The sequence below is a fragment of the Cohnella abietis genome, assembly GCF_004295585.1.
In the GTDB taxonomy this organism is placed as follows: domain Bacteria; phylum Bacillota; class Bacilli; order Paenibacillales; family Paenibacillaceae; genus Cohnella; species Cohnella abietis.
Window position 1 is genome coordinate 4,660,444 of sequence record NZ_AP019400.1, and the last position, 17,699, is coordinate 4,678,142.

Below are 17,699 nucleotides of genomic sequence, written 5' to 3' on the forward strand. Positions count from 1 at the left end.
TAAAATCGCGCATAACCACCAGGCCCGTGGGAACTGCAACCGCGTCATGTTAACGCTCCATTCCGACAGGCACCGGCAACTGACGAAGAACATCTTGAAGAACATGTAAGGTTGTTATTCCTTGCATCCGTGCCTCCGAACGCAGGTGCAGTCTATGACTAAGAACTAACGGAGCCATCGCTTTGACATCATCGGGCAATACGAAGGAGCGATGATTGAAGAATGCATAAGCTTTAGCTGCAGAAGAAAGTGCAACAGCGGCACGTGGACTTGCGCCGAGCAGTATTCCCCCATGCTTGCGTGTACCTCGAATTAAAGCGATAAGATAATCCGCCACGGTCGTTTCTAAATGAATGCTCTGTGCTAATCTCTGCATTTGAGCAACATCATCAACGGTTGCAACCGCCTTCAAGGATTCAGCAGCACGGCTTGCACCTGGCTCTAGAATGAGCCTTTTTTCCGATGCTTCATCAGGGTACCCAAGCTTTATTTTCATCAAAAAACGATCCAATTGTGCTTCAGGCAAGCTGTATGTTCCTTCGAATTCTATCGGATTTTGGGTGGCAAATAGCATGAACGGATGGGGCAGAATATGGGTCTCTCCGTCTACGGAAACTCTTCTTTCCTCCATCGCTTCAAGCAGGGCAGATTGTGTTTTTGTAGTGGCACGATTGATCTCATCTGCGAGTAATAAATTGGCCATTATCGGACCTGGTCTGAACACGAATTCCTCTAATTTAGGATGATAGATGGAAACTCCTGTAATGTCTGTTGGCAATAGGTCTGGATTGCATTGTATTCGGTGAAATACTCCCCCTATAGAAAGAGCGAGTGCCTTGACCATTTGAGTTTTTCCGGTACCAGGAACATCCTCAATCAGTACGTGCCCTCCTGCAAGCATTGCGGTTAACATCCAGGATATTTCTTCTTTTTTTCCATAAATACACGATTCCATATTATGTCTAATTTTATCTAGTAGCTGCATCGCGGCATGGTGATCCATTCCCGTTCCTCCTATGGAATCTACTTTGATGATCTATCTAATAGTCCATTTTTATTATACCGGAATTTGGATGCTGCCGTAAATTTTAGTTTTTTCCAAAAAAGAATAGAGAAACAACCAAACCTGTATAAGTTTGGCTGTTAAGTAGTTATTTAATGACTTTCTGTGTCCATTCAACCTTTAGGTCGAGCGACTAGTGCTGCCAGGAAAGAAAACACAATCGCTGCGGAAATACCTGCACTTGTCACACTGAATATACCCGTAATGACACCAATCCAACCGACTTCATGAAGCTCAGTTAACGCTCCGTGCACAAGCGCATTTCCAAAGCTCGTGATCGGAACAGTTGCCCCAGCTCCGGCAAAATCAATAAGCGGATCATACCAGCCTACTGCATCCAATAGAGCACCGATTACAACTAACAATGACATCGTATGCGCCGGAGTAAGCTTAGCAACATCAAATAGCAGCTGACCAACAACACAAATCCCTCCGCCGACAATGAACGCCCATACATAAGGCATCATAGAGCAGTGCCTCCTTGCTGTTCAAAGTTTTGCGCTTCTATGGCTACAGCGTGTGCCACACACGGGATGCTTTCCCCCTGCTGAAAAGTAAGCGGGCTAAGGAGCGCCCCCGTAGCAACGACAAGTACTCTACGAAGCTCTCCCTTATGGATTCGCTTTAAGAGATGTCCATAAGTGACCACTGCCGAGCACGCGCATCCACTACCACCGGCTTGCACCTTTTGCTTTTCCACGTCATAGATCATCAGACCACAATCCAGAAATTGTGTTTGATCCATAGGTACTCCGTTTCTTCGTAGCATTTCATTTGCAATAGGATGACCGACGCCCGCCAAATCACCTGTCACAATCATGTCGTAGTACCCTGGATCCCTGCCAGTATCCTGAAGATGACCTTGAATAGTGTCAACTGCAGCAGGAGCCATCGCAGCTCCCATATTGAATGGGTCCTTAATTCCGAGGTCCATTATTTTGCCAATCGTAGCCGCAGTAACAATGGGGCCATTCCCTTCACGGCTTACGATAGAGGCTCCTGCTCCCGTTACCGTATATTGAGCTGTTGGTGGCTTCTGAGAGCCATACTCCGTTGGGTAGCGGAATTGCTTTTCCACAGTGCAGTTATGACTACAAGTTCCCGCCATCGCGTAGTTACCTGCACCCGAAGCCACAATAAGAGAGGCAATCGCTAGCGATTCCATTGAAGTGGAGCACGCTCCGAACACACCGAGGTAGGGAGCTCCAAGCGTACGGGCAGCGAAAGTGTTACTAATAATCTGATTCAATAAATCTCCACCAATATAAAAGTTAAGCTCATCCTTCGATAGCTTAGCATGCTGTAGTGCGATATCTGTGGCCTGCTCCATGAGCAATCTCTCAGACTTTTCCCATGTGGGCTGACCCATCTCTAAATCGGGGTGTACCAGATCGAAGTCTGAAGCTAATGGGCCCTGACCTTCATCCGGCCCAACAACAGTCCCAGTCGCTATGATGACAGGAGGCTTGGAGTATACCCATGTTCGTTTACCCTGTAGTATCATGCCAAGCCCCGATTCCGAAAATCCAGTATATGATACCAACCACGAACGCCGCCACAACACCAAATACGATGACAGAGCCTGCAAGCTTGAACATATTAGCGCCTACTCCAAGCACCAGTCCTTCGCTCCGATGCTCGATTGCTGCAGAGCTCATAGAGTTGGCAAAGCCTGTTACCGGAACGGCACTCCCTGCCCCTGCCCACTGTGCGATTTTGTCATAGACACCTAGGCTTGTCAGAATAACTGCGAGCAGAATCATAATGGCAACTGTCGGATTTCCCGCTTCTCTAGCTGTCATATGAAACACAGCCATGAAAAACTTCTGCACCCCCTCACCGATGGTACAGATGATTCCCCCTACCAAGAAAGCCTTGAGACAATTGGTCAAAATGGAGCGAGAAGGCTCACGCGTTTTAGCGAACGCTTGATACTCTTTAGATGACATGGAAACAGGCTTATAGCTCTTCTCCCCACTGCCGGAACTTTTTACGGTCATTTATGCACCTCCTACTGGGATTTCAATTACTTTGTTGCGTTATTATTTCCCAAAGTTGGTTATTAACATTCTGCATTTCCAGTTTTCTCTTATCCAAATCAGTTAAATGCTGTGGAACAGGCACGGTTGGGCATTTACCCACATACAATGGTAATGCTTCTTTCCTGCAAGCGGACCCTAATTCCGGAGGTGGCCTTCCCGTGCCTGGTTTTATCACATCAATTGCCTTGTTCCTCAAACAATTATCGTTACTTGTCTCTTACGTTAAAAACAATGCTTTTCCACAGCCGCTAACGGATGATGAAGAGTCGCTGCATTTGCAACGGCTTGCGGAGGGTAACCCCGTTTCTCGCAATATGCTTATCGAGCACAATTTACGTTTGGTTGCCCATATCGTCAAAAAATTCGACAACACCGGTGAAGACCTAGAGGATCTCATCTCCATCGGAACAATCGGACTGATTAAAGCGATTGAAAGCTTTCAAACAGGCAAAGGTACAAAGCTAGCAACATTCGCAGCTCGATGTATTGAGAATGAAATCCTTATGCATTTGCGCTCGCTGAAAAAAACAAGAAAAGATGTGTCGTTGCATGACCCGATCGGAACCGACAAGGAAGGGAATGAAATCACTTTACAAGATATACTGGGGACTGAGGCCGATGATGTTGTTGAACAAGTTCAACTGAAAATTGAGAAAAGTAAAATATACCGCAATCTCGACATTCTTGATGAACGTGAGCAAGAGGTCATTCGTGGAAGGTTTGGACTCGATGGCGGTGGAGATGAGCGAACACAACGTGAAATAGCTAGGGAGCTGGGAATCTCGCGGTCGTATGTATCTCGCATTGAGAAGAGGGCTTTGATGAAGCTTTATCATGAGTTTTACAAGGCTAAGCGGTGATTGGATGAGGGTACAGGTAAAGCGCCGAGAAGTAACTTCGGCGCTTGTTTTGGTGGTATGCGTTAGGGAGTTAAATAATAAGAACGATTTCGAAGCACGCGAAGAGGATTCTGGGTTGTGCGATTTTCACTTTTTAGTTGACCGAAATAAATAGCATCACTTGCTGAATAATTCCCTGTCTTCCCAATTCCCTCAAGTAAATCATCTAGGTAAGTAAGATGCTCGAAAATTGCCTGCATAGACCGATGCTTCAACAATGAGTGAGACATTAGATCCGTAACGAATTGATCCGTAATCTGTTTCATTTGCTGTTTGCTCTGATTTTCAGTAGTTTTACGATAATTCGGCAATAGATGAATGAAAAGCTCGTTCTCCTCACGAGTCCAACGTTTGGCCATCCTATACACCTCTTAATTAAGAAATTGTTACTACATCAAGGCAAGCTCGATTTCTTTGTCCTTCATCCATATATAGGCATTATATTCTCTCTCATGACACGTTTGGTCGGCGTTGTACGATTTTTTCGAACAACGAGGGCCGGAAGTGACTCATTTGGTCGGTGTTGTACGATTATTTCGAGCAATTAGGTCCAGAAGTGAATCGTTTGGTCGCGTTGTACGATTTCTTCGAGCAACGAGGGCCAGAAGTGGCTTGTTTGGTCGGCGTTGTACGATTATATCGAGTAACGTGTCCCGAAAGTGACTCATTATGTGGGTGTTGTACGATTTATTCGAGCAACGAGGGCCAGAAGTGGCTCGTTTGGTCGGCGTTGTACGATTTTTTCGAGTAACGTGTCCCGAAAGTGACTCATCATGTTGGTGTTGTATGATTTATTCGAGCAACGAGGGCCGAAAGTGACTCATTTGGTCGGCGTTGTACGATTTATTCGAGCAACAAGCCCGGAAATGACTCTTTTGGTCGGTGTTGTACGATTTATTCGAGCAACGAGTTCCGGAAGTGACTATTTGGTCGGCGTTGTACGATTTATTCGAGCAACGAGTCTCGGAAGTGACCCGTTTGGAGGGTGTTGTACGATTTATTCGAGCAACGAGTCCGGAAGTGACTCGTTTGGTCGGTGTTGTACGATTTATTCGAGCAACGAGTCCCGGAAGTGACTCGTTTGGTCGGTGTTGTACGATTTTTTCGAGTAACGTGTCCCGAAAGTGACTCATCATGTTGGTGTTGTACGATTTCTTCGAGCAACGAGTCCCGAATGCGACTCTTTTGGTGGGCGTTGTACGATTTCTTCGAGCAACTAGCCCCTATCCCCGGATAAGCCAAACAAGCTGGCGCATATACCTCCGCCAGCTTGTTTATAGTGTCTCTACAATTAATCTATACCTCTTGTGACATTGCTCCGACCGCATTAACCTGCTGTAGGAGTCCATCCAGCATTTCGTCGGTAAAGGTGCCTTTACTGAAAGCGACTAATGATCGCAGTGGCATCTCTCGGATAAAAATAGCCATCATCTCGGAGTTATGCTTCTCCTTAGAATCTGCCATACCATTTATCAGTTGACTGACGATAGGTGTAAGCAAGGGATCAGCAATTAAATCCCCCAAAGACGATTGCCGATTGTATTTTCTTACGATTCGGGAAGTAGAGCGAACATGAACCGTCTCAACAAGCAGGATGTGCCGTGAGGACTGGCCTACCAGAATGTCGAAGTCTCCTGTCTCCACAATCCAATCAGCCTGCTCTGGATCGTAGTAGGCGAAAGCCCGCTTGTCCAGCGTAAACACAACCTCTTTCTCCTCGTCCGGCTTAAGCTCCACCTTCGCGAACGCCTTAAGCTCCTTCTCAGGACGGATCAAGCGGCTCTCGTTGTCTCTTACGTACAGCTGAACCGTTTCCTTCCCTACTCTATCGCCGGAATTTCTAACCTTCAATCGGACGGTCAACGTCTCAACATCGCTCAACTCACGCTTATCCACCTGTAACCCACTATATTCGAATGAAGTATAGCTTAATCCGAAGCCAAACGGGTACAGTGGCTCAATATTTTTGGCGTCAAAATAACGGTAGCCGATAAACAGTCCTTCCCGATACTCGATGCGATCTTCTTCCCCAGGAAAGCTCAAGTAAGCTGGGGTATGCCGAAGATCCACTGGGAATGTCTCCGCTAGCTTACCGCTTGGATTTACATCTCCAAATAGAACATCTGCTAGTGCCCCTCCGAACGCCTGCCCACCTAAATAAGCTTCCAAGATTCCATTAATATCATCAGCCCATGGCATTTCCACCGGGGAGCCGTTGCACAATACGACGACAACGTTTTTTTGCACCTGAGCCATGGCACGGATAATTTCCTCTTGATTTGAGGGAATACGCAAATTGTCTCTATCGTAGGCTTCCGACTCATATTTTTCCGGAAGACCCACAAGAACGATTGCTGTATCAGAGCTAGCTGCAGCTGCCTGCGCTTCCTCCACCCAAAGCAGGTTACTCTCTTCACTTTCCAGATCGTATCCGGGTGCATAGACAAGCTCTGCACCTTCGCCCAATTTAGATGCGATCGCTTCTGTCACATCATCCACCTGCGTCGGCTTCATATGTGAAGAGCCTCCACCCTGAATCTTCGGTGCCTGGATCATCGCTCCAATAAGCGCAATCCGTTGCTGCCCCTTGGACAATGGAAGCAAGCTTTGCTTATTTTTCAGCAAAACGATACTTTCCGCGGCTGCCGTCCTCGCCAACTGATGATGTCTATCGTAATCACAATCTACGGGAAGCCCCTTACGTGCCATCGAGCGAATAACCAAATTCAGCAATCTTTCTACAGCTTTATCAAGTGCCTCTTCGCTCAATTTCCCAGCGCGAACCGCTTGCACGATATTATCAGCGCCTAGACCATCACTTGAAGGCATCTCCAAATCAAGCCCTGTACGGATACCTTCTGAAAGGATATTAACCGCTCCCCAGTCTGAAACAACCGCGCCTTGGAAGCCCCATTCCTCCTTCAGAATCCCGTTAAGCAGCTGCGGATGCTCAGAGCAATAAGAGCCGTTAACCCGGTTATACGCACTCATCACTGTCCACGGCTTGCCCCCCTTAACTGCTTCTTCGAAGGACGCTAAATACATTTCCCGTAAAGCTCTATCCTCCACGATCGCATCCGTTGTCATCCGCCGTGCTTCTCGATTGTTGCAGGCGTAATGCTTCAACGATGTGCCTACCCCTTGGCTTTGAACACCAATAATATAAGCTTTGGCGAGCTGGCCGGACAGATAAGGATCCTCTGAAAAATATTCAAAATTTCTCCCACACAACGGGGATCTCTTAAGGTTTACGCCCGGTCCGAGCAGTATATCCACGTTAGCCGCATGGCACTCCTTGCCCAAGGCTATGCCTATCTCCTCTAGCAATTCCATATTCCATGAGCTTGCCAGCGCTGAAGCAGATGGAAAACAAGTCGCCGGTGCACATTCGCTTACATCGAAGTTGACCTCATACTCGTCCAGCTTTCGTAAGCCATGAGGACCGTTCATCATTACGATAGACGGAATGCCAAGCCTCTCCAGTTCATTCGTTCTCCAGTAGTCTCTTCCCGAGCACATCGCCGCCTTCTCCTCTAGCGTCATGCTCGAAAGCCATTGCTGTGCCTGCGTTTGATTCATCTCTCTGTTTTCCTCCCTCTGCCATCCTAGCCCTTAACTGCGCCAATCGTTATTCCTTTAACAAGATACTTCTGGAAAAAAGGATACAGCGCCATTATCGGAAGCACCCCAACGACCGCAATCGCCATCTTGACCGTCGTGCTTGGCAAACTTGCTGCAGCTTCTCCAAGCTGGGAGCTGAATTTACTCTCACTCAGAAATTGAATGTCTGTCAGCATTCGATTCAGAATATTCTGAATACTGAAAAGCCTAGAATCCGTCACGTAAATCATCCCGTTAAACCAGTCATTCCAATAAATAATCGTCTGGATCAAGCCAACAGTTGCTACGATAGGCATCGACAGCGGCAGGATGATGCGCCAGAAAATTTTGAATTCCCCCGCACCGTCGATTTGCGCTGCTTCAATTAATGCTGGAGGAATGGTCGTCATAAAAAAGGTTCGCATAAGCAGTACATTAAAGCCGCTCATTAGAAGCCCTGGTACTATTAACGCAAGTATCGTATTTTTAATATCAAAATATTGCACATAGATTAAATAAGTAGGTGTTAATCCCCCATTAAACAGCAGGGTAAAAAATACGAAAAAAGCAGTTGCGTTACGCCATGGCATGTCTTGCCTGGACATCGGATAGGCCAGCATCGCGGTTATAAGCAAGCTCGACGCCGTTCCCACGATTGTAATAAACACGGTTACCCCATATGCCCGAGCCAATTGCTCCGAATGGTTCCACAGATATCGGTAGGCCTCCAGACCGAATTTATCTGGAAAGAAGGTGTACCCCTGCCGCAAAATTGAGCCCTCGTCTGAAACTGACGAGATGACAAGCAGCAGGAAGGGCAATACGCTGACTGCTGTCAGGATTAGCATAGGCAAATGAAGCCAGATCTGCTTTTCCCCTTTGATTGTATTCATGCCTCACCACTCCAGTCTTTAGAACAATGCACTGTCCTTATTAAATTTGCGTACCGCATAGTTCGACAGCAGCACCAGCACAAAGCCGACTAATGACTGGTAAAGCCCTGCGGCTGAAGACATCCCGATGTCTCCCAGATTCATGAGTGCTCGATAAACATACGTATCGATTACTTGCGTTGTATCGTTTAGTGCCCCGGATGCAAGCGGAACCTGATAGAACAGGCCGAAATCCGAGTAGAAAATTTTACCGATAGCGAGAAGAGTCATCATAATAATAATGGGTGATAGCAAAGGCAGCGTGATGCTGCGGACTTGCTGCCATTTTGAAGCACCATCAAGCTTAGCCGCCTCGTAGTATTCCTGATCAATGCCGACGATTGCCGCCAAGTAAATGACGCACAGAAAGCCAGCTCCCTTCCACATGCTGATCATAGTCAGAATGTACGGCCAATATTTGGCCTCGCTATACCATGAGATTTCTTCAATGCCGAGAAGCGGGAAAATGGTCTTATTGATGAACCCCGTATCCATGCTGAACAAAGAAAATGCGAGATAGCTGACAATAACCATCGAAATTAAATGAGGCAACAGCAGCACACTCTGGTAAAACCTAGACATAATACGGCTACGTATTTCATTCAACGCTATCGCGATTCCGACGGCCGCAATTGTGTTAAGTATAATGAAGGTGAAATTATACAAAATGGTATTACGAGTAATGATGTAGGCATCCTGTGTTTTGAATAAATATTCAAAATTTCTTAATCCAATCCATTCGCTGCCGAGAAGGCCCTTCGCAAAGTTGAAATCCTTGAAGGCAATAAGCAGTCCGAACATTGGAAGATAATTGTTAATTAGTAAATAGATCAGTCCCGGCAACATCATGAACAGCAGCACACCATACTTGCGCACTTTGTTATTCCGACGAGGCCGTTTGGTTTGTTCCATCTTACTCACCGCTCCTATCACTTATGGCCTTATTAGCCTAACCGGGCCGAGCATACCGGAGGGCTCCTGCTGTACGAACTTGGAAAACCAGTCTTGCTGATCCTTCGCCAAAGTATTCGTCACTTCGATTACTAACGCATTAGTTCCCTGCATCCAGAACTCCGAGATATCCCATACATATGGAGCACAAAGCTTAACGCCTGCTGTTTTGCCATTAACCCAAACCTCGGCCGTCTCATATACTTGTCCAAGATCAAGCCACAATGGGCCGTGCGGCTCCACACATGCAATCTCGCACTCGTATTTGATTGTGCCTGAAAAACGAGGTAGCAGCTCTCGTGAGCTCATATTACGCAAGCTTGTTAATGCTCCCCAGCTATCGAACACAGGATAAGACTCCGACGATGCTAAGGACACCTGCCACTCCGCTGGTTCGACTAGCCTACTGCTGGTCGCTTGTGGAGGAAGAGCGCTTCTAGAACGAAGTGCCAATTCCGCAACATCAGCTGTTGTAACCCGCAGTAGAATGAATGATTCATAAGCGCTGAGACGGAGATCAAGACCATAATCTCTTCCTTCACCGACATATTCCAATTCATTACTGAAGGCATCGTAGCTAAGCCATAAGCCTTCTCCTGGCAATTTCACATGGGTTTCAAGCTGATCTGAAGGATGCTCATTAAACAGCATCAATACTTCCATTTGCTCATGTCGATACTGATAAGTCCGCAAATGCGGCTGCCAGTCTGTCGTACCGATCTCATACATACCATTAGTGCGAAGCGTGTCAGCCAGCTTTAATAATGGAACGACTGAAATATTGGAGCCTGCCTTCAACTGCTCAAGCAAGTCCGTTGAAGCTATAGACTGACTGAGTCGAGTCGGTAGCGCGTCCACGAAGTGGATCGGCAAGCCCGAAGCGGCAAGCTCAATCAGCTTGCTAATCAATTCGACAGGCAATGCTTCCGAATAAGGAACGATAAGACAACTGTAACGTTCCTGATTTATGGCAAGCTCGCCTTCCGTCGCAAAAGAGGTCAGTAGAATATCAGCTGGCAGCACGTCACAATCAATCTGGTGCTGCATCAATTGCTTAACGGGCTCCTGGAAAAGCATATATTGTCCAGACCATTCAGCCTCCGCATGATAAAGCACTGCAGCGGTTGCCACATGCCGTCCATCGGATAGCAAATGACTAAGTCGGTTCGTATAGTGATTCAACAGGTTGTAGTACCTAAACTGAGGGTTGCGCCCCCGTGCATAGAAGTGAGGCGGACAATCCCAATCCGGAAACTCCTTCTGGGAGAAGGCATGCGGGACAAAGTGGTTTACGCCCCGAACGAGCATATGATCGGTCAGCCACTTCATTAGCTTCAAACCCTCTGCCCAACCGTAAGCTCCGAATATTTCACAAAATGTTCTGCCCCGCTTGCGTGGATCAATATGTCCGAGCGAGGAGGCAAGCTTCGTCATTCCGTATTGGAAGAACACGCTATCCGTTTCCCCACCCATCCAAGAGAAGGACATCTCGTCAAATCCGGGTACGATTTGCCATAGCACAACATCCAGCCCCGACATATTCTGTCCCTCTAATGCTCTAAAGAAATGTCCCGCGCCGCAGCCCAGCCTTGCGTGAACATTGTTATCTTCAATTAAATGACCTATATATTCCACACCATGCTCCGTGCACCATTTTCCAATTCGCCCGCTAAAATGCTCAGCGTAAAGCTTGCTGATTACATTCATATAAGCGTAACGAACAGCATGTGTGTGTGGACCACCTTCATGCCAGAGCAAAGGCAGATGCTGCCGCAGATTTGAACCGTATTCTGCCTCAAGCAGCTCCAGAAGATCCTCCCTCCACGGCAAAGCCATGCTGGCTTGACCTAGACCCGAAGCAAAATCATAGGAATTTTTACTATTGTAGAAACCTGGCTCGTCAGAGAAAAACCCTGCGAATGTAACGCCGAAATCATCCTTATAGCGGGCATAGTAGGCTTCATATACCGTATCGATCAATATTTGCGTAGATTCAGGTACTATCGGGTTCAAATAATCCTTCCGTCGCTCGTCTCCCCCTTCTCGGGTAACCATTAACAGAAAGATTCTCCAGTAGCCCTCAGGAACCGGCCAATAAAGCACGCCATCCTGTACAGAGGTACTTAAATCAATGGGAATCAATTCTCCATCAAGCTGCCCAGTTACCGGGTCGCGTCTAGCAGCAACTGCTCCAACCGGTCTTGCCCCATCGAGAATGGAGAAGGGACGCAGCAGGAACGTTGCTTCTGGATCAGGTCCCCTCGCATCGATGTGGCGCTCAGACATAAATTGTCTTTGGTGCTCAAGCGGTGCTTCCTTAACTTTGCCCGCGGCATGACCCGTTGGGAAATGATCATCATCGAATACCCAAACCTTCAAGCTATGTCGTCTGGCTTCGTCCATAATAATATCCATATCTCTCCACCACTGTGGGCCGAGCATATCCGGATGAGGTCTAGCCTCGACACAAACCGCACGGATGCCTGCTTCGCGAATGCGGGTGAGCTCTTCGCGAATGACGGCTTCCGTTTCTCCTCGCTGCCAGAGAAACGGAATAATATAATTCCGTTCCTCCCCAGCAAGTAAATCCTTTAACTTTCCGTTCATTTTAAGCCCTCAGTCTTGGCCCACTCATCCAACTGCTTTTGCTTTTCTGCTATGACTTTATCAATACCCGCTGTCTTGAGCTTATTGAGATATTCCGGTAGTACTTTGTCAGGATCAACAGAGCCCGTCTCCAAAACCATATAATATTGAGACATGACATTAGTAACGGCAGCAATTTCCGTCTTCACAGCTTCAGGGTTCATCGTAAAGCCCATCGCTTTGGATTTAATAGCTTTATCGTTGAAGTCCTTCATTTTTACCCAAATTTCTGGATCCTCGCCCTCGAACACATAAGAGAGGAATTGATTGCCGAACAGCCAGCCCATATTCAGGTTGTAGCCGTTATTTAGCATGTTAATGCCTTCCGGATATTTGATCACATTATCTGATACTTTGACGTAGTGCTTGTTCTCAATACCCCAGTCGAACAGGTTAACTACTTCAGCATCCCCATACAACAAATCCAGAAACTTCATAGAGGCACTAGGATCTTCTGCCTGACGAGGAATACCCCACATAATATTCGTTACATCATCGGTCATAGAGACCGGCTCCGACAATGTGGCGCTGATCATTTCTTGACCAATAGATCTAGACTCCTGAGCATCAAAGCCCGGTTTAAGCTTAGACAAATAGCCGAATCCTCTGTTTGCCTTAATCAGCTCAATTTGACTTGCTTTATTCGTCGCTGCATCCTTCAATACATATCCAGCCTGGTACCAGCTTCTCATTTTTTTCAGAAGCTCGGCATATTCCGGAGACGCATAGCTGTTTACTAGCTGGAGATTGTTATCGTAGTCTGGAAGAACTCCCAGCCCATTTCCAAGCCCATCGTACCACTTGTAGCCTGACAAGAAAGAGAAGCCCGCTCCGCTTGGAATAAGCGGTGTAATTCCCTTTTCGTTTTCCTTAATAATTTTCAGTACTGCTTCCACGTCGTCAAAGGTGTGGATTTTACTTGCATCGATACCGTGCTTGTCAGCCAAATCCTTGCGCATCGTAAAGCCATTTGCACTGGCCAAGTCCCTTATGGAAGTAATACCGTAAATTTTGCCGTCTACTTTTCCAGCGTTCAAGTAAGCTTGATCAAGCGCTTTCTTAATATTCGGTCCATTCTCATCCAGCAGCTTGTCCAGAGGCAGTAATTGACCTCTAGATACCTGCGAGCTATAACCAAAAGCCGAGCCTACTAAGATCAAATCCAGCTTTTCATTGCTCGTAAGCATCAGATTTACCTGCTGCGCGTAAGCACCGTAATTAATCGGAATTAAATTTACAGTTACATTAATCTTTGCTTGAGTGAGTTTATTGATCTCACTTTCAACTAATTTCAAATCCGGTGGTGTTCCCGTCACACTAAGAAATGCGACATTCAGCTTAACAGGATCGCCTTTTACAGTTTCAGTAGGATTTTGTGTCCCAGGGGCGCTTTCCGTCTCCTTTGACGCTCCTCCAGAACCACATGCCGCCAGCAACAATAGACAAATCGCCATAAATCCTGATAACCATACCTTCTTGCTCATTGTGTCTCCCCCTAGCTTCTTTGGCTTTCTATTGTCATTATAGTGGCGGCTTGCCCCTGTCTTCTGCTTCAACTTCGACTACTATCTGACGCAAACTCGACTTTACTCGCGTTGCCCTCACGGTTAAACTGTCTGAAGTCTATCGGGGTCATGCTTGTCTGCTGCTTAAAAAGCTTCGCAAAATGGGAGAAGTTAGAGTATCCTATCGCCGTTGCTACCGTGCTGACAGGTAGCTCGGAATGAACAAGAAGCTGCCTAGCCAGCTTGATACGCTCTCGGAGCATATATTCGGGAATCGTACAGCCCAGCTCCTTCTTGAACAGCCGAGTCAAATAATCGGGATGCAAATAAACATGACTCGCCACAGACTCACGAGAAAGATTCTGTTCCAGGTTAGACAATATATAACTAGTTGCTCTGTCAACAACATTCCGGATTGATGAGACTTCTGTATAATCCGTCGCCTGTGTGATAACATGTTCAAGCCAACGCTCTAAATCGGCCAACGAGCGTATCGCAGCATCGGACAAGCGTAAACTTTCTCTATCACAAAACATAAGATGGGCTTGAACCCCCTTATGCTGGAGTACAGAATGAACCATCTGAAGAAAATCTTCCTTAAAGGCGAGCAAATAACGGCCATCAATTCCCTGTTGATGACGAAGCCCGCGTATGAAAGACACTGCCTCCTTAAGCAGCAAATCCTTCGTACCTTGACGCAGCATCGTTGCCCATCCACCCATATCCGGTACTGGAGGAGGAGATTTGAATTTACCTTTTACCTTTACTAAATCTACATAAGAGCTTCCATTCACATTGTGCTTGTCTAACTCCAACAGTGTAGGCAGTAAAGCAGAAATTTCATGCGACAGTACGGCTTCTCCTACGTAGCAAGCCACCTCTGAATATAGATGAATATTGCAATATTCTGTAAATTTACCGCAAACCTGCTCTACTCCACTGCTCAATCCGTCCTGCTGTGAGGCAGGCATAATAAGAAGCCACGACTCGGTACCGACGGGTACAATAATGCTCGTTGGTCTTATATTTCCTATTAGCTCCATACCCGCATTTTTCAGAGCATATTCCAGTAGCTTCCTATCTCTCATTGAAAACTCCTGATGCCAGCTTCTCACACTCAACAGTATGGGAAGAACGGCTGCCTCAGGAGAATGGGGAATTTGTCTAGCTTCTGCTTCACGAATGACCGCCTCGCGGTGCGGAGGAATTGTCTCATTTAATAGATCCGTCCAAAATCTTTCATAGTGGACTCCTTGATGGCGCGACCACCATCTCCTGTGCTGTAATGCATTTTCCAGCTCACGCTCTCTGAGTGCACTTTCAGTCGCCTTGCCTATCGCTTCCTCGAGCTTTTCCTTGGACAACGGCTTAAGCAAATAATTAGAGCAGCCTAGTCTCACAGCTTCTTTAGCATATTGAAAATCAGCATGGCAGGTCATCAAGATAGGTATTGTCCGCAGCTCGTCGCGCCTCATCCGCGAAAGCAATTCAAGCCCGCTCTCCTGAGGCATTTCGATGTCACACAATAGCACATCAATGTCATGCGTTCGGAAAATTTGTTCAGCGGCGGATGTATGGTGAGCGATATAGACGTCCGAGATTCCGAACTGTGTCCAATCAACAAGCTTTTTAATCGCTTCTACGAAATGAATTTCATCATCGACAATGAGAAGATTAAGCATTATTTTCCTCTCCTTCCTTAGAGCACATCTTCATCGGCAGACGAATAACGACCCGCGCGCCACCTTCCTCACGATTAGAGAACTTCAATTCGGCATGATTGGAATACAGCAATTCGAGTCTACGCTGTGTGTTCCATATACCGTGTCTGGTCCCATCCTCGCGTTCCAAGCTCGCCCCTTCGGACAAAACAGAAAGCACCTCATCACTAAATCCACAGCCTGTATCCTCAATAATAAGCTGAACATAAGGCTCTCGTTCACCAGACTCAAGCTTTCCACGAATGGCGAGCGTAAACGGCTTATCCAGTAATAGCACATGCTTTACGGCATTTTCAACGAATGTCTGGACGATAAGTGGCGGAACAGCTAATTGGAATAGATAAGCCGGTACTTCTATAGTGCTGCTTAGACGGTTAGAGAATCGCAGCTCTTGAATTAGAATATAATTTCTTACATTTTGCAGTTCTTCCCCAAGAGAGACGAAAGAGGTACCACTTCGGAAAATATAGCGAAAATAATCGGCCATGCAATGCGACATTTCCTGAATGAGCTTGTAGTCTCTAACGACCGCTAGACTATGCAGGATGTTAAGGGAGTTCAAATAAAAGTGAGGATTGATCTGATTTTGAAGCTGCTTCAGCTCAGCCTTTTGGTTACTTAGCTGCTCTTCATACACATTAATTTTGAGCTCCTGTATTTGAGACAGCATGAGGTTAAAATTATCGTTCACGACACGAAACTCTTCGGTGGACGAGTCCTGCTCAGGTATACCCTGCATATGCCCTTCCCCAATCCGCTTCATCGCTGATAGCAGTCTTCTAAGCGGAAGCATAATGGTTTTACGCAGCAATAGGAGACTTAGAGGCAACAGTAAAATAGACCCGACTGAGACAGCCGTGTTCCACTGGCGGAGATCAAATAGGCTTTTCAATATGCTTTGCTCTGGAATAATGGCGACAAGACGGAAACCTCCCTTGCGGGACAGCTCCCCTACAGTCAAGTAGCGATCAGGACTGCCAGTTACACTATAACTCCCTGAAGCAAAGCTCAGATCTATGTTGTTGTTACGAACAGCTTCAGAGTGCATCATTGGCTGCCCCTCATTGGTGACGAATAGGGAAAAGCCACTTTCTCCGAGATCGATCAGCTTTAGTGGAACGATAAGACTATCCGCCTTAACCCAAGCGCCAACAAAAACGCCCTCATTTGCTTGAAGCAGCCGAAGCATGTAGAAGCTACCTTCTATTTCACGCGTAAGCCATTGCCTACCTCTAATTCCCTGTTGCTCAGGAAATTCGTTGAGCAAGCGGACTATCTCTTCACCAACCGCCTGTCGTTCAGGATAAGGCAAGCGCGTGCTAAAAGCTTCGATGAGCCCCCCGTCAAAAGCGGAATAGATCAGAAATCCATCAACTGCATCATAACGCGCAATCTCATTTGTCAGGTTTCTGGACAGCTGCACCTTAAGTCGCGCGTAATCCGCTTCGTCTAAATGCTTATCAAGCATCGAAAGATTTAGATCGGAGACAATCATTCCCATCAGGAAGCTTTCAACGTCCTCCAGTTGTCCATCGACCTGATTCATATACAATGAGATGTAGCTTTGATTGCTCTGCGCGACCTGCTTTCGGACGACCTGAGCAGCATAATATTGATTGAAGTTCAATAGACCAATTAGCGGTATAAGTATTGCTGCAACGCCAACGATCAGCCGGAAACGAATCGTATGTCTGAGCCTGCTGCGAGGAAGATTCATTTTCCTTCCCACAGGCTTAATAGAAATTGCCGATAACGTATATCCTGCTCCTGCTCGGCAGCTCTTAAGATGCCTTGATTTTGTCTTGTGCTAAATACCGACTTTTGAAGGTAGCAGAAGTATAGGTGTAGAACCATTTGGGTCCGTTCAATCAAAGCGAGCTTCTGCCCTGATTCCTTAATATCCGACTCCAAGGAAAAAGCGCTTACTGACAAATCTGTTTCCTCGCTAATCAATTGTTTATATTCTGGAAGCTCCGCTGGGTTTTTGCCCATAGTAGCGAAGTAAACGTTAAATAAAGCGTCAAAATAAAGCAAATCCGAATAGTTCTCTCTTAGCGACAAATACTTGTTAAGAATAGCCTCCACGGAAGCGCGTGGAGACTGGAAATTAAATTCGAGAAGCAGTCTACCAAACATACGTCTAAGGTTGTCGATGTATACTTCAGTAGCCAGCTCCTCCTTATCCTTAAAGTGATGGTACAATGTTCGTCTTGATGTACCTGAGCGCGCAGCAATTAGAACCAGGTCCGAGCTTTCGATGCCTTTTTCACAGAACACCTCTAGTGCCGCATCCTTTATCATCCCTCGGGTAAGTTGAAGCTGCTTCTCCCTAAGTTTCAT

Annotated in this window: 15 protein-coding genes; 2 read left to right on the forward strand and 13 right to left on the reverse strand. The window is 46.6% G+C overall.

Going from position 1 to position 17,699, the window contains the following annotated elements; genetic code table 11:
* Positions 1-49 precede the first annotated feature (49 nt).
* From KCTCHS21_RS20560 to spoVAC, 4 genes are all read right to left on the reverse strand, one after another.
* Positions 50-1,003 carry an AAA family ATPase gene (locus tag KCTCHS21_RS20560; RefSeq protein WP_130612691.1) on the reverse strand — a complete coding sequence of 318 codons (954 nt, stop codon included), beginning with the start codon at positions 1,001-1,003 and terminating at the stop codon, positions 50-52.
* A 173-nt stretch (positions 1,004-1,176) separates the two neighbouring features.
* Positions 1,177-1,527 (reverse strand): stage V sporulation protein AE, encoded by a 351-nt coding sequence (spoVAE, locus tag KCTCHS21_RS20565; protein WP_130616620.1) that lies wholly within the window; start codon positions 1,525-1,527, stop codon positions 1,177-1,179.
* Positions 1,527-2,564, reverse strand: a complete 1,038-nt coding sequence (gene spoVAD / locus KCTCHS21_RS20570) for a stage V sporulation protein AD (protein WP_179952705.1) — start codon at positions 2,562-2,564, stop codon at positions 1,527-1,529. The genes spoVAE and spoVAD overlap by 1 nt, the downstream gene beginning before the upstream one ends.
* A complete protein-coding gene (spoVAC, locus tag KCTCHS21_RS20575) occupies positions 2,551-3,063 on the reverse strand; it encodes a stage V sporulation protein AC (protein ID WP_130612698.1) in 513 nt (170 codons plus the stop codon). Before spoVAC ends, spoVAD begins: the two co-directional genes overlap by 14 nt.
* A gap of 200 nt (positions 3,064-3,263) precedes the next feature.
* On the opposite strand from spoVAC, the gene sigK reads away from it, so the two are divergent.
* Complete coding sequence (gene sigK / locus KCTCHS21_RS20580; protein WP_130612701.1) at positions 3,264-3,965, forward strand: RNA polymerase sporulation sigma factor SigK; 702 nt, start codon at positions 3,264-3,266, stop codon at positions 3,963-3,965.
* A 62-nt stretch (positions 3,966-4,027) separates the two neighbouring features.
* Here the strand turns inward: sigK and KCTCHS21_RS20585 are convergent, their stop codons facing one another.
* Entirely contained in the window at positions 4,028-4,363 is a 336-nt protein-coding gene (locus KCTCHS21_RS20585; RefSeq protein WP_130612704.1) for a hypothetical protein, read from the reverse strand.
* Between the two features lie 161 nt (positions 4,364-4,524).
* Between KCTCHS21_RS20585 and KCTCHS21_RS31215 the strand changes: the two genes are divergently transcribed.
* On the forward strand, positions 4,525-4,755 hold the full coding sequence (locus tag KCTCHS21_RS31215; RefSeq protein WP_130612707.1) for a hypothetical protein: 231 nt from the start codon (positions 4,525-4,527) through the stop codon (positions 4,753-4,755).
* A 545-nt stretch (positions 4,756-5,300) separates the two neighbouring features.
* Here KCTCHS21_RS31215 and KCTCHS21_RS20600 read toward each other — a convergent pair.
* The 8 genes from KCTCHS21_RS20600 to KCTCHS21_RS20635 form a co-directional block, all read right to left on the reverse strand.
* Complete coding sequence (locus KCTCHS21_RS20600; protein ID WP_130612713.1) at positions 5,301-7,583, reverse strand: glycoside hydrolase family 3 C-terminal domain-containing protein; 2,283 nt, start codon at positions 7,581-7,583, stop codon at positions 5,301-5,303.
* A 26-nt stretch (positions 7,584-7,609) separates the two neighbouring features.
* Complete coding sequence (locus KCTCHS21_RS20605; RefSeq protein ID WP_130612716.1) at positions 7,610-8,497, reverse strand: carbohydrate ABC transporter permease; 888 nt, start codon at positions 8,495-8,497, stop codon at positions 7,610-7,612.
* Positions 8,498-8,515: 18 nt separating this feature from the next.
* A complete protein-coding gene (locus tag KCTCHS21_RS20610) occupies positions 8,516-9,448 on the reverse strand; it encodes an ABC transporter permease (protein ID WP_232057905.1) in 933 nt (310 codons plus the stop codon).
* Positions 9,449-9,469: 21 nt separating this feature from the next.
* Positions 9,470-12,094, reverse strand: a complete 2,625-nt coding sequence (locus KCTCHS21_RS20615; RefSeq protein ID WP_130612718.1) for a glycosylhydrolase-like jelly roll fold domain-containing protein — start codon at positions 12,092-12,094, stop codon at positions 9,470-9,472.
* A complete protein-coding gene (locus KCTCHS21_RS20620; protein WP_130612721.1) occupies positions 12,091-13,617 on the reverse strand; it encodes an ABC transporter substrate-binding protein in 1,527 nt (508 codons plus the stop codon). The genes KCTCHS21_RS20615 and KCTCHS21_RS20620 overlap by 4 nt, the downstream gene beginning before the upstream one ends.
* 68 nt (positions 13,618-13,685) lie before the next feature.
* Entirely contained in the window at positions 13,686-15,320 is a 1,635-nt protein-coding gene (locus KCTCHS21_RS20625; protein WP_130612724.1) for a response regulator, read from the reverse strand.
* Entirely contained in the window at positions 15,313-17,088 is a 1,776-nt protein-coding gene (locus KCTCHS21_RS20630) for a sensor histidine kinase (RefSeq protein ID WP_162309355.1), read from the reverse strand. Before KCTCHS21_RS20630 ends, KCTCHS21_RS20625 begins: the two co-directional genes overlap by 8 nt.
* The gene (locus tag KCTCHS21_RS20635) at positions 17,073-17,699 is read right to left on the reverse strand and encodes a TetR/AcrR family transcriptional regulator (protein ID WP_130612730.1); all 627 of its coding nucleotides are present in this window, start codon (positions 17,697-17,699) and stop codon (positions 17,073-17,075) included. The genes KCTCHS21_RS20630 and KCTCHS21_RS20635 overlap by 16 nt, the downstream gene beginning before the upstream one ends.

Coding starts and splice junctions, on each gene's coding strand:
- KCTCHS21_RS20560 (WP_130612691.1), bottom strand. CDS start 1,003: ATGGATCACCATGCCGCGATGCAGCTACTAGATAAAATTAGACATAAT.
- spoVAE (WP_130616620.1), bottom strand. CDS start 1,527: ATGCCTTATGTATGGGCGTTCATTGTCGGCGGAGGGATTTGTGTTGTT.
- spoVAC (WP_130612698.1), bottom strand. CDS start 3,063: ATGACCGTAAAAAGTTCCGGCAGTGGGGAGAAGAGCTATAAGCCTGTT.
- KCTCHS21_RS20585 (WP_130612704.1), bottom strand. CDS start 4,363: ATGGCCAAACGTTGGACTCGTGAGGAGAACGAGCTTTTCATTCATCTA.
- KCTCHS21_RS20600 (WP_130612713.1), bottom strand. CDS start 7,583: ATGAATCAAACGCAGGCACAGCAATGGCTTTCGAGCATGACGCTAGAG.
- KCTCHS21_RS20605 (WP_130612716.1), bottom strand. CDS start 8,497: ATGAATACAATCAAAGGGGAAAAGCAGATCTGGCTTCATTTGCCTATG.
- KCTCHS21_RS20610 (WP_232057905.1), bottom strand. CDS start 9,448: ATGGAACAAACCAAACGGCCTCGTCGGAATAACAAAGTGCGCAAGTAT.
- KCTCHS21_RS20615 (WP_130612718.1), bottom strand. CDS start 12,094: ATGAACGGAAAGTTAAAGGATTTACTTGCTGGGGAGGAACGGAATTAT.
- KCTCHS21_RS20620 (WP_130612721.1), bottom strand. CDS start 13,617: ATGAGCAAGAAGGTATGGTTATCAGGATTTATGGCGATTTGTCTATTG.
- KCTCHS21_RS20625 (WP_130612724.1), bottom strand. CDS start 15,320: ATGCTTAATCTTCTCATTGTCGATGATGAAATTCATTTCGTAGAAGCG.
- KCTCHS21_RS20635 (WP_130612730.1), bottom strand. CDS start 17,699: ATGAAACTTAGGGAGAAGCAGCTTCAACTTACCCGAGGGATGATAAAG.